At 53.4% G+C, this 12,008-nt stretch carries 13 protein-coding genes and 3 pseudogenes; 11 read left to right on the forward strand and 5 right to left on the reverse strand.

The window, feature by feature from the left end:
- From WFN61_RS17890 to WFN61_RS17930, 9 genes and pseudogenes are all read left to right on the forward strand, one after another.
- Window positions 1–2,039, forward strand: a 2,039-nt coding sequence (locus tag WFN61_RS17890; protein WP_337039013.1) for an RHS repeat-associated core domain-containing protein, incomplete at its 5' end; no start/stop codon positions are given.
- Between the two features lie 4 nt (window positions 2,040–2,043).
- Window positions 2,044–2,481: a hypothetical protein gene (locus WFN61_RS17895; RefSeq protein WP_337039014.1), complete on the forward strand. Its 438-nt coding sequence runs from the start codon at window positions 2,044–2,046 to the stop codon at window positions 2,479–2,481.
- Window positions 2,482–2,533: 52 nt separating this feature from the next.
- Window positions 2,534–3,811 (forward strand): annotated as a pseudogene (locus WFN61_RS17900) (RHS repeat domain-containing protein); the annotation flags it as partial.
- The gene (locus WFN61_RS17905; protein WP_312273715.1) at window positions 3,804–4,310 is read left to right on the forward strand and encodes a hypothetical protein; all 507 of its coding nucleotides are present in this window, start codon (window positions 3,804–3,806) and stop codon (window positions 4,308–4,310) included. The pseudogene WFN61_RS17900 and the gene WFN61_RS17905, both read left to right, overlap by 8 nt.
- 56 nt (window positions 4,311–4,366) lie before the next feature.
- A pseudogene (locus tag WFN61_RS17910) lies at window positions 4,367–4,560 on the forward strand (RHS repeat-associated core domain-containing protein); the annotation flags it as partial.
- Between the two features lie 59 nt (window positions 4,561–4,619).
- A complete protein-coding gene (locus WFN61_RS17915) occupies window positions 4,620–4,748 on the forward strand; it encodes a hypothetical protein (protein ID WP_337039090.1) in 129 nt (42 codons plus the stop codon).
- Window positions 4,708–4,893 (forward strand): MafI family immunity protein, encoded by a 186-nt coding sequence (locus WFN61_RS17920; protein ID WP_337039016.1) that lies wholly within the window; start codon window positions 4,708–4,710, stop codon window positions 4,891–4,893. The genes WFN61_RS17915 and WFN61_RS17920 overlap by 41 nt, the downstream gene beginning before the upstream one ends.
- Before the next feature lie 28 nt (window positions 4,894–4,921).
- A pseudogene (locus WFN61_RS17925) lies at window positions 4,922–5,095 on the forward strand (bifunctional glyoxylate/hydroxypyruvate reductase B); the annotation flags it as partial.
- A 52-nt stretch (window positions 5,096–5,147) separates the two neighbouring features.
- The gene (locus tag WFN61_RS17930; RefSeq protein WP_312273718.1) at window positions 5,148–5,498 is read left to right on the forward strand and encodes a hypothetical protein; all 351 of its coding nucleotides are present in this window, start codon (window positions 5,148–5,150) and stop codon (window positions 5,496–5,498) included.
- A gap of 73 nt (window positions 5,499–5,571) precedes the next feature.
- Here WFN61_RS17930 and cspE read toward each other — a convergent pair whose 3' ends face one another.
- The gene (cspE, locus tag WFN61_RS17935; protein WP_042393997.1) at window positions 5,572–5,784 is read right to left on the reverse strand and encodes a transcription antiterminator/RNA stability regulator CspE; all 213 of its coding nucleotides are present in this window, start codon (window positions 5,782–5,784) and stop codon (window positions 5,572–5,574) included.
- Window positions 5,785–6,049: 265 nt separating this feature from the next.
- Window positions 6,050–6,760, reverse strand: coding sequence for a DUF3053 domain-containing protein (locus WFN61_RS17940; protein WP_103820452.1), 711 nt, complete (start codon window positions 6,758–6,760; stop codon window positions 6,050–6,052).
- Window positions 6,761–7,141: 381 nt separating this feature from the next.
- Between WFN61_RS17940 and WFN61_RS17945 the strand changes: the two genes are divergently transcribed.
- Window positions 7,142–7,432, forward strand: coding sequence for an HTH-type transcriptional regulator (locus tag WFN61_RS17945; protein WP_042393993.1), 291 nt, complete (start codon window positions 7,142–7,144; stop codon window positions 7,430–7,432).
- Window positions 7,433–7,511: 79 nt separating this feature from the next.
- On the opposite strand, the gene glyS is transcribed toward WFN61_RS17945, so the two are convergent.
- From glyS to WFN61_RS17960, 3 genes are all read right to left on the reverse strand, one after another.
- On the reverse strand, window positions 7,512–9,581 hold the full coding sequence (glyS, locus tag WFN61_RS17950) for a glycine--tRNA ligase subunit beta (protein WP_257758776.1): 2,070 nt from the start codon (window positions 9,579–9,581) through the stop codon (window positions 7,512–7,514).
- A gap of 9 nt (window positions 9,582–9,590) precedes the next feature.
- The gene (glyQ, locus tag WFN61_RS17955) at window positions 9,591–10,502 is read right to left on the reverse strand and encodes a glycine--tRNA ligase subunit alpha (RefSeq protein ID WP_042393986.1); all 912 of its coding nucleotides are present in this window, start codon (window positions 10,500–10,502) and stop codon (window positions 9,591–9,593) included.
- A gap of 104 nt (window positions 10,503–10,606) precedes the next feature.
- Window positions 10,607–10,909 (reverse strand): YsaB family lipoprotein, encoded by a 303-nt coding sequence (locus WFN61_RS17960; RefSeq protein WP_144818507.1) that lies wholly within the window; start codon window positions 10,907–10,909, stop codon window positions 10,607–10,609.
- Window positions 10,910–11,002: 93 nt separating this feature from the next.
- Between WFN61_RS17960 and WFN61_RS17965 the strand changes: the two genes are divergently transcribed.
- The gene (locus tag WFN61_RS17965) at window positions 11,003–11,995 is read left to right on the forward strand and encodes an acyltransferase (RefSeq protein ID WP_144818505.1); all 993 of its coding nucleotides are present in this window, start codon (window positions 11,003–11,005) and stop codon (window positions 11,993–11,995) included.
- Window positions 11,996–12,008: the final 13 nt, after the last annotated feature.

The raw sequence follows: 12,008 nt of genomic DNA on the forward strand, positions 1-12,008 counted from the left end.
TGCGCCAGGCGTATAACGTCCTGGGCCTGCCCGTCAGCTTCACCGACCGTACCGGGCATACCCGCCGCTGGCACTACGATCCGCGTGGCAATCTGTTACGGCTGGAGAACGGCAACGGCGCTGAATACCGCTTTACTTATGACGCCACGGGCCACCCGCTGAGCGAGATCCGGCCCGATGAGACGTCACGGCAGATGCAGTGGGACGCGCGGGGTTTTCTCACGGCCCTTGAAGAGCGCGGCAGCCCTGCCGCCGACGGCGGGGCTGGCCTTCGGTGGCAGCAGTTCGGCTATGACAGCAGCGGCCTGCTTACTGCACGGACCACCCGTGATGCCGGATACCGCTACCGGCGTAACCAGAACGGGCAGCTTACCGGCCTGCTGCGCACGCCAACAGCCGACGGCATGGCCCGGGGTGTCGGTGAGGATGAGATTCAGTTTACCTATGACGCTGCGGGAAACCTGCTCGGTGAACAGGGTGTCAACGGTGAGCTGCACTATGTCTGTGACGCGCTGGGTAACCTGACCGCCCTCACCCTGCCCGGCGGGCAGCGGCTGTCATGGCTGCATTACGGCTCCGGCCACGTCAGCGCCGTCCGCTTTAACCAGCAGACCATCAGCGACTTCACCCGCGACCGCCTGCACCGGGAAACCGAACGCAGCCAGGGTGTACGCACCCAGCACCGTGAGTATGACAGACTCGGCAGACGCAGCCTGCAGCGCAGCGCACGGCTTCCCGACGTCACGCTGCCGGAACAGGCGATGCTGGAGCGTATTTATCGCTATACCGGACGCGGCGAGCTGGCAGGCGTCAGTGACACCCTGCGGGGTGAAATACAGTACGGTTACGACGCCGAAGGCCGCCTGCTGAAACATTATGAAGCCCGTCAGGGGCACAGCACCGCACATTTTCGCTATGACGCCGCCGGTAACCTGCTGCCGGATGATAACCTGCCTGCCCTGCCGGTCACCGGTAACCGCCTGCTGCACTGGCAGCACCGGGTAATGGAATATGATACCTGGGGTAATCTTGTCAGCCGCCGCAGCGGCACGGGCGATCAGCATTATGTCTATGATGCGGAAAACCGGCTGATAAAGGCAGAAGGCACCGGCCCGGAAGGCAGGTTTACAGCGCAGTATCACTATGACGCCCTGGGCCGTCGGACCCGAAAAACCGTCACCACGCAGCGCGGCACGTCAGAGACCCGCTTCCTGTGGCAGGGTTATCGCCTGCTGCAGGAGCAGCAGAAAGATCGCTGCCGGACCTATGTTTATGACCCGAACGAAGCCTACAGCCCGCTGGCGCGTATCGACCATCTCAGGGATGACAGCCAGGGCGACATCTGCTGGTTCAGCACCGATCTGAACGGTGCCCCGCTGGACGTCACGGATGAACAGGGCAGCATCTGCTGGAGCGGCCAGTACGGCAGCTTCGGCGAGGTGCGGTATCAGAGCGACGGCTTCTCACGGCTGTTGCAGGCTACCACCCCGGACCCTCAGCCGCTGCGCTACGCCGGACAGTACGCCGACAGCGAAACGGGGCTGCACTATAATCTGTTCAGGTATTACGACCCGCAGGTGGGACGCTTCACGGTACAGGACCCGATAGGGCTTGCGGGTGGGCTGAATCTTTATCAGTATGCGCCGAATCCGCTGGGGTGGATTGATCCGTGGGGATTGACAGGTGAGTGGGTCAACCCAAATTATATCAATTTTTCACAGAGGACCATTTCAGCTAACGATTATGCTGAAATGATGAGAAATGGTCAGTGGGACTGGAATAGATCGCCGTTAAATGTTGTTGATGTTAACGGTCAACTAGTTACTTACGACAACAGGCGATTAGATGCAGCCTTAGAAGCAGATTTAGATAAGGTCAAAGTTACTATAGTTGATCCCTACTCACCTCATCCAAATTCTTCTACAGGAAAAACATGGTGGGAAAAATTCCAGCAAAGATTTAGCGATCGCCGAAACATCAAAGCTGGTGGAGTTGTCCCAGATGAAGGTTTAAGTACGCGCCCAACAACATGTGGATAAATAAATGAAAAATATTATATCGGAATTATGGGGTCGGGAGATCCTTCCAATAAAGGATGCCATTTATTTCTGTGATGGAAGCGCTATCTCTTATAAGATTACATCTTACCCCGCTCCAAATGTAGAAAAAGGAAATGTCTTTGATTTTACTGATTTTTATAAAAATAATAAAGAGGAGGTTACATCCATTGATATAATAATGAGCATCAAATTATCCAATGGCTGTTATTGTTGTGTTGGCGAGGGTAGTTATGGTTCAGAAGGATTTATCGCATATCTTGATGAGAGCAAAGAGTTAATTTGGGTCATTTACTCAGAAACATCAAATCCATTTTTTAATATTATCGAGTGTGACCGGAATACTGTTCTTGTAGAGTCAACTACTAACATAAAAATAAAATTTAATACTTGTGACCCGGCAAGTTTAGAACTGATACCATAAGTTATATGGTCAATAGAGATGGTCGACTCTGCACCTTGAGTGGGATGAGTTGGGCGAGCTGGCAGGCGTCAGCGACACCCTGCGGGGTGAAATACAGTACGGTTACGACGCCGAAGGCCGCCTGCTGAAACATTATGAAGCTCGTCAGGGGCACAGCACCTTACATTTTCGCTATGACGCCGCCGGTAACCTGCTGCCGGATGATAACCTGCCTGCCCTGCCGGTCACCGGTAACCGCCTGCTGCACTGGCAGCACCGGGTAATGGAATATGATACCTGGGGTAATCTTGTCAGCCGCCGCAGCGGCACGGGCGATCAGCATTATGTCTATGATGCGGAAAACCGGCTGATAAAGGCAGAAGGCACGGGACCGGAAGGCAGGTTTACGGCACAGTATCATTATGATGCGCTGGGCCGTCGGACCCGAAAAACCGTCACCACGCAGCGCGGCACGTCAGAGACCCGCTTCCTGTGGCAGGGTTATCGCCTGCTGCAGGAGCAGCAGAAAGATCGCTGCCGGACCTATGTTTATGATCCGAACGAAGCCTACAGCCCGCTGGCGCGTATCGACCATCTCAGGAATGACAGCCAGGGCGACATCTGCTGGTTCAGCACCGACCTGAACGGTGCCCCGCTGGACGTCACGGATGAACAGGGCAGCATCTGCTGGAGCGGCCAGTACGGCAGCTTCGGCGAGGTGCGGTATCAGAGCGACGGCTTCTCACGGCTGTTGCAGGCTACCACCCCGGACCCTCAGCCGCTGCGCTACGCCGGACAGTACGCCGACAGCGAAACGGGGCTGCATTACAACCTGTTCAGGTATTACGACCCGCAGGTGGGACGGTTCACGGTGCAGGACCCGATTGGGCTACTGGGTGGGCTGAATCTGTACTTATACGTTCCTAATCCGTTAACTTGGATAGATCCCTTAGGGTTAATGCCTTGGGCATGGGATCCTAATGGAATGGGACACCATTTAATCCCAAGAAACAAGGCTAATAGCATCGGTCTGACCGACCTTAGTACTATGAACAATACGCCAACATTTTTTCCTGATCCTTATAGTCCAGGAATGCATGAAGAACTGCATCGAGTTATTAAAGGTGACATAGGTAAAATTCAAGGCCCGTGGACAGGCACAGCGGATGATTTATTCATTGCCACTAGTCGTAATTTAGACTCAGCCTCTCATATTAGAGGTGATTTAAAAATCCCTGCAACGGGAGAGGTATTAGCCAGAAACATAACACCTATAGAGGCGCATTCAAAATTGTTGCAATGGTTCAACGAAAAACAAATGGGTAAAATCTCGGGAGTTAAATGTGGTTAAGATAATAAGCATAGATGTTGATTTTAATGGGATAATTATATTCGACTATCCGGGGATACTGAACCCATTTTGCGGAAAAATCGAAGATGGAGAAAATATTCTTCAGGAATTTACCACCACAAACAAAGGGGATATTGTCCTTGATGAAGGTATTGCACTACCTATCATGGGCATTGATGATGGGGGATATTTTGTTCGTTTTTTTCTAAATGAACATCCTAGCGATGAAGACAGGCGCGTAATATTCAGTGATAAATATTTTTACCTGAATATAACAGGTGATTTATTCATTTCTGATATGTCAGCGTTTTGGGAATGGGAGAAATATACCGGATGGAATAATACCAACATCCCTAAGGGAATATATAAAGTCAGCCTTGAAGGAGTTCATTTAGAAAAAGATGATGGTATTGTCTATTGCTATGATTTAATTTTAGAAAAAACAAGCCAGCTTGGTATAAGAGAAATTGAACCACGCTCAGACTCAAGACTTTATTAAATAAAAACCTAGAACTTGTCATTAGAAAGGAGTAGATGTTACAAAGTAATATTTTCTACTCTGAGCTCCTGCGCTACGCCGGACAGTACGCCGACAGCGAAACGGGGCTGCATTACAACCTGTTCAGGTATTACGACCCCCAGGTGGGACGGTTCACCGTGCAGGACCCAGCGAAGCTAAATGGAGATATCGCCTCTGTGTTTATTCACCTAATCCATTCAACCCTCCTGACTTATTTGGTTGTAATCCAAAAGCACGAAAGCATATTCTTCACAGCGACGGCCCCGTTCCATATTTATCAGGAGTAAAATGATGACTAAAGTTACTGGTACAAAGTTGAAGAGCTTCGGCGAGCAATTTAATGATAAAAATTACAAAAAATCAATTGAATTAGGCGTTGATTTACATAGACTTTGGGGAAGAACCATTAGCATTTGAAAGTTTATGTGATTATATATGTGAGGGTCACATCTTTATAACGAAGAATGAATATGATCAAATTTGCATATTTAATTTATTATTTAATTCTCCTTCAGAGCGAGAATTTATTTTTCCCCTAAAGAATCTAATTAAATATTCATAAAAAACTGCACTTTGGTTGCGGCATGATGCTGCCACCAGGCTCGCCGCTGCTGAGCCTGCCCAACGTCGTCGCCCTGCCCCATATCGGCTCGGCAACGCACGAGACGCGCTACAACATGGCCGCCTGCGCCGTCGATAACCTGATCGACGCCCTTAACGGCAAGGTAGAGAAAAACTGCATGAATCCACAGATAGCGAAGTAAGCATCAAAGCGTAAGAAAGCTGGCTCCATCATCACTATGATGGGGCTTTTTTATGCCAAGGCTATCAACAGTGCGCTATTTAAAGCTTCTAATTCTGATTTCTACATTAGTCACAGGCGGTGCCTGTGCAGCTGCGCAGAGCTCATCATTAGCCTGTAAACAAGACGCATTGAATGCATCGCAAAAGTTGCTCGCTTTCTATCGCGACAATGACGATCGTATCGTCATTGATGACAAGGTTACGCCGCTAGCGAAGATAAAAAATCCTGCTAACGAAAAGCAGCTTCTTAATGTGCTGGAAACGTGGGGATACATCTATAAGGGGCGATACAGAATGCGGCTGATCTTCTCTTCCGACTGTATCCTGATGGGAGAGGAAATTTTAGAGTACGCCAACCTGTGAAAACTAGAATAGAGCAGACAACAAAAAACCCGCCGAGGCGGGTTTTTTTAACATCGTGCTTTAAACGTTAAGCTTACAGGCTTACAACGTTACCAGCAGACGGGCCTTTAGCGCCGCTTTCGATGGTGAAGGATACTTTCTGGCCTTCATCAAGAGATTTGTAGCCATCGTTCTGGATAGCAGAGAAGTGTACGAACACGTCTTTAGAGCCATCGTCAGGAGTGATGAAGCCGAAACCTTTGTCAGCGTTAAACCATTTTACTAAACCAGTCATTTTGTTAGACATAGATATTACCTTTTTAATTAAGTGTGCCTTCCGGCGCTATGGCGTGCTTTACAGATTTTTTAAGCGATAAAGGAGAGCTCACTACGAGGAGTATCTATGATAACTCTTGAAGGGGACTGCTTTACTAAACTGCTTTAAGGTCTGTATATCAAACCGATGACGCATTAACTCATTTTACAGACGTCATGGCAAGCACTAATTGTTTTACTTACGATTCATTACAATGCCCCCGCCCGCAGACGGGGGCATCAAAAACGTACGCGTGTTACTGCGTCGCGTTCACTGCCGCGCTCCAGGCCTGCGTAAACGCCTGATGCTGGGAAGCCAGCGGCCCAATCAGCGAATTATACTGGCTGGCCTGCTGAGAGGTCGGGAACTGAATACCGTTGGCAACAAAGCTCACCTGCGCCTCCTGCTGGGCGATGAAATCACCCACCTGTACCAGCTGCTGGGTAAAGACCTGCGCCGCCGGGATCAGCGGCTGTAACGCGTTAGCCGGCTGGGTCACGACTTTCTCATACACCTGATCATAGACCGGTTTCAGGTCATCGTTCAGTTTTAATGCAGAGCGAGAGGCATCGGCCTGCACTTTGGCATTCTGTAGCTGCTGGCTCAACACGCCCAGGGAGCCGTTAGCCTGACGCAGCGGCTCGCGCTGGGTCATATAATCCTGTGGGACGCGGATGGCGTTCACGCTATCTACTACGGGACGCAGACCGGCATCCATCGCCTGGTTCACCTGCTGGGAGTAGCCATACAGAATGGCATAGTCCGACACGAAGGGGCCGAACTGCTTTTTCTGATCGGCAGTCAGCGTCGGGAGTCGCTCACCGCTACGCATCGCTGTATTTTGCAGAAAATCGATAAACGCCTTGCGCTGATCGCCCTCTTTATCAAAACACCCACTCAGGCTAACTACCATTAATAACGCCGCAAGAGGCGCGAACCAGCGAGAGCAGGACTTTCCTGTCGCCATTTTATTACTCCTTTCACCCAAAAAAAGCGCACACCGGCACACGTGTGCCTGACGCTGACAAGGATAGTCCAGGTGGGCCGCGCAAGATACCCCTTTCGTTGCAATCTTGTGGGGAAAATCAGCGTCGGGAGAAAAGACGCGGCGGGGGTAGTTAGCGATTTTTTTGCAAAGCATTGACAAAAATTTTCGTCTGCAGAGGCAGGCAGAGAAATCAATCTGTTAGGTCGTAAAAAGTCACATAACTATGCAGGCAAGGTGCGTAAAATTGATTTGTATGGCAAATAATTCTCTCATCCAACCACCGGGTTATTTTTTAGCGGCTATTCTTAAATCTCTCTGTGCTGTTCACGGCCTCGATGTGTGTTTTATGAGGAGTATTCGATGGAATACAAAGATCCAATGATTGAGCTGCTTAGCAGCCTGGAACAAATTGTTTTTAAAGATGAATCTCGAAAAGTAAGTCAGATCCAAAAACCGAATCCGTTTAGCGAATTCGAGAAATTGCGTAAGGGCACCGGCCTGAAGATTGATGATTTTGCCCGAGTGATGGGCGTTAGCGTAGCGATGGTGCATGAGTGGGAATCTAAACGAGTAAAACCTTCCTCCACCGAATTAAAACTGATGCGATTGATTCAGGCAAACCCACGTCTCAGCCGTCAGCTGATGGAGTGATTTTTGCCCGCTGTACCCGTTTGATAAAAAAAATAAACCCGCCAGAGGCGGGTTTTTGGTTTCTGCGAGCCGGGAACGATTACTGCAGCAGCGAGATATCCGCCACGCGCAGGAACAGCTCGCGCAGTTTCTCCAGCATCGTCAGGCGATTGACACGCAGCTCTTTATCCTCAACGTTCACCATCACCTTCTCAAAGAAGGCGTCGACCGGCTCGCGCAGCGCCGCCAGCTCAACCAGCGCTTCCTGATAGCGGCCTTCTGCAAAGTATGGCTCCAGCTTGTCACGCAGTACCACGACCTGCATCGCCAGGGCGATCTCTTCCGCCTCTTTCAGCGTGGCCGCATTGACGCGCTCGTTCAGGGTTTCATCTGACTTCGCCAGGATATTGGAGACACGCTTGTTCGCCGCTGCCAGCGCCGAAGCAGCGTCCAGCGTACGGAAGTGCGAGACCGCCTTCATACGGGCGTCAAAGTCTGCCGGACGGGTCGGACGGCGCGCCAGCACCGCCTGGATGGTATCCACGGTGTAGCCTTCGTCCTGATACCAGGCGCGGAAGCGGCCCAGCATAAAGTCGATGACGTCATCCACGACCTTCGCGTTGGTCAGCTTGTCGCCATACAGGCGCACCGCTTCCTCGGTGAGGGTTTGCAGATCGAGGTTGAGGTTCTTCTCAACGATGATTCGCAGCACGCCCAGCGCGGCACGACGCAGCGCAAACGGATCTTTGTCGCCTTTCGGATGCTGGCCGATGCCAAAGATGCCCGCCAGGGTATCCATCTTATCGGCAATGGCGACCGCACAGGCCACCAGGTTAGACGGCAGGTCGTCGCCAGCAAAGCGCGGCTGGTACTGCTCGTTCAGGGCAACGGCCACCTCTTCGGCTTCGCCGTCGTGACGCGCGTAGTGCATCCCCATTACGCCCTGGGTGTCGGTAAACTCAAACACCATGTTGGTCATCAGGTCGCACTTAGAGAGCAGGCCCGCACGCTCGGCGTTAGCCACATCAGCACCAATCTGGGCGGCAATCCAGCCGGAGAGCGCCATGATGCGATCGGTCTTGTCGCGCAGGGTACCCAGCTGCTGCTGGAACAGCACGGTTTGCAGGCGCGGCAGATGGTCTTCAAGACGTTTCTTGCGGTCGGTATTGAAGAAGAACTCGGCGTCGGCCAGACGCGGGCGCACCACCTTCTCGTTACCGGAGATGATCTGCTGCGGATCTTTCGACTCAATGTTGGAGACGAAGATAAAGTTCGGCAGCAGCTTGCCGTCGTTGGCGTAGACCGGGAAGTACTTCTGGTCGCCCTTCATGGTGTAGACCAGCGCCTCAGCCGGCACGGCGAGGAACTTCTCTTCGAAGGTCGCGGTCAGCACCACCGGCCACTCTACCAGCGAGGCAACCTCTTCCAGCAGGCTTTCGCTCAGGTCAGCGTTGCCGCCAATCTGGCGCGCCGCCGCTTCGGCGTCCGCTTTGATTTTGGCTTTGCGCTGTTCGTAGTCGGCCATCACCTTGCCGCGCTCCAGCAGGATCTGCGGATACTGGTCGGCATTGTCGATGGTGAACTCTGGCTCGCCCATAAAGCGATGACCGCGGATCACGCGATCGGAGTCGATGCCCAGGATGGTTGCGGGAATGACGTCGCTGCCCAGCAGCAGGGTCACGGTGTGCACCGGACGGACAAACTGCACGTCGCTTGCACCCCAGCGCATCAGTTTTGGGATCGGCAGCTTGGTCAGCGCGGTGGCGATCATGTTGGGCAGCAGCGCCTGCGCGCTCTCGCCTTTCACATGGGCGCGATAGAGCAGCCACTCGCCTTTATCCGTGGTCAGACGCTCGGCCTGATCTACTGTGATACCGCAGCCACGCGCCCAGCCCTCTGCCGCTTTGCTCGGTTTACCCTCGGCGTCAAACGCCTGGGAGATCGCCGGGCCGCGTTTTTCAACTTCGCGATCCGGCTGAGCCGCCGCAAGGTTAGCCACTTTCAGCGCCAGGCGACGCGGAGCGGCAAACCACTCTACGCTGCCGTGGGTGAGGCCGGCTGCATCCAGCTCGGCAGTAACGTTTGCAGCAAAGGACTCTGCCAGGCTGCGCAGGGCTTTTGGTGGCAGCTCTTCAGTGCCAATCTCCACCAGAAAAGTTTTCTCAGACATGGCCGCCTCTTATTTGTTTCGGTTGCACATCGGGAAGCCAAGGGCTTCACGGGACGCATAGTAAGCCTCGGCAACGGCCTTGGTCAGCGTGCGAATGCGCAGAATGTAGCGCTGACGCTCCGTCACGGAGATGGCCTTACGCGCGTCCAGCAGGTTGAAGCTGTGGGCGGCCTTCAGAATACGTTCGTAAGCAGGCAGCGGGAGCGGGTTTTCCAGCGCCAGCAGCTGCTGAGCCTCTTTCTCATACTGCTCGAAGCAGGTGAAGAGGAAGTCGACGTCGGCGTGTTCGAAGTTATAGGTGGACTGCTCCACTTCGTTCTGGTGGAACACGTCGCCGTAGGTGGTTTTCCCCAGCGGGCCGTCGCTCCACACCAGGTCGTAAACGCTGTCCACGCCCTGAATGTACATTGCCAGGCGCTCAAGGCCGTAGGTGATCTCACCGGTTACCGGCTTACACTCCAGGCCGCCAACCTGCTGGAAGTAGGTGAACTGCGTCACTTCCATGCCGTTCAGCCACACTTCCCAGCCGAGACCCCAGGCACCCAGCGTCGGGTTTTCCCAGTTATCTTCGACGAAGCGAATGTCATGAATGGTCGGATCCATACCCAGCTCTTTCAGCGATCCGAGGTACAGCTCCTGAATGTTGTCCGGCGACGGTTTGATAACCACCTGGAACTGATAGTAGTGCTGTAAGCGGTTCGGGTTTTCACCATAGCGGCCATCGGTCGGACGGCGTGACGGCTGCACGTAGGCAGCGGCCATTGGCTCCGGGCCGAGCGCACGCAGGCAGGTCATAGGATGGGAGGTGCCTGCGCCAACTTCCATGTCCAACGGTTGAACAATGGTGCAGCCCTGGCGAGCCCAGTAATCCTGTAAGGTCAGGATCAGGCCCTGGAAGGTCCGGGTATCAAACTTTTGCATAGTATTTCGTGCTGGATACGTGTGGATTTAAAGGAAGCAGCCAGTATACCCATTGACCGCAAGATATACAGTACGAAACGGGGTTGTTTGGGAAAATTGGCCTGCTAACGCATGGAAAGGTGTAAAAATTGTCCATCAGGATCGAATGCGCAGACGAAACGCTCTTCTCGCGGCGTCAGGCCGCGCATTTCGTAGCTGGCCTGAAACTGCACCATTCCGGTGACCGCAATGCTCTGCTCGCGGGTATTGTAACGCTGCGCCGCGGTCTCCCGGCAAAGCTGCTCCATGCTCAGGGTGGTGGCCGGGCTCACCTTCGGCTGAGGAACGGGTTGCACGGCGGCCTGCTGCGTTGAACCGCAGCCAACAAGCAGAAAAATCAGCGCCGTTATGCAACACTTTGTCATCATTTTAATCCCCGCAGGATGAGCTGGCTGTTATGTTATCTATTAGATAACACATGGTTATCGCTCTGTCATTGTCAGCAGGAGAAAGAGAGTCGGATGGCGTCAAAAATCAGCTGGATTGATAACCTACGCGGGATCGCCTGCTTAATGGTGGTGATGATCCACACCACCAGCGGATACATTACCGATGCGCAGAGCATCAGCCTGCTCAACTGGGATATCGCCAACGTGCTCAACTCGGCCTCGCGGGTCAGCGTCCCGCTCTTCTTTATGATCTCCGGCTACCTCTTCTTTGGCGAACGCAGCGCCCAGCCGCGCCACTTTTTGCGTATCGCGCTCTGCCTGCTCTTCTACAGCGCCGTCGCCCTGCTCTACATCACGCTGTTTACCTCAATAAACAGCGAGCTCAGTCTGCGCAACCTGCTGCAAAAGCCGGTCTTCTACCACCTGTGGTTTTTCTTCGCCATCGTGGTGATCTACCTGGTTTCGCCGCTGATTCAGGTGAAAAGCGTCAGCGGCAAGATGCTGCTGGCGCTGATGGTGGTGCTGGGGATTGTGGCGAACCCCAATACCGTGCCGCTGAAAGCGGGCGGCGTGGAGTGGCTGCCGGTTAATCTCTATATCGCCGGGGATACCTTTTACTACGTGCTCTACGGCCTGCTCGGCCGCGCTCTCGGCACGATGGACACCGATAAAAAGTACCTCAGCTGGATCTGTGGGGCGCTGTTTGTCGTGGCGGTGGCGATCATCTCGCGCGGCACCCTCTATGAGCTACAGTGGCGCGGCGACTTCGCCGATACCTGGTATGTCTACTGCGGCCCGATGGTGTTTATCTGCGCGGTCTCGCTGCTGACGCTGGTGAAAAACAGGCTTAACACGCGCCCGCTGCCGGGGCTGGGGCTGATTTCCCGGCATTCGCTGGGGATCTACGGCTTTCACGCACTGGTGATCCACGCCCTGCGCACCCGCGGCGTCGAGCTGCCCTGGCCAGTAGCGGATATCGTGTGGATTTTCAGCGTGACGGTGGTCATTAGCCTGTTGCTGTCGATGCTGTTACAGCGAATTGATACGCGCAGGTTTGTGAGTTGATAACGCCCGGCGG

This window comes from Pseudescherichia sp. AS216 (genome assembly GCF_037152055.1).
Taxonomy (GTDB): Bacteria; Pseudomonadota; Gammaproteobacteria; order Enterobacterales; family Enterobacteriaceae; genus Pseudescherichia.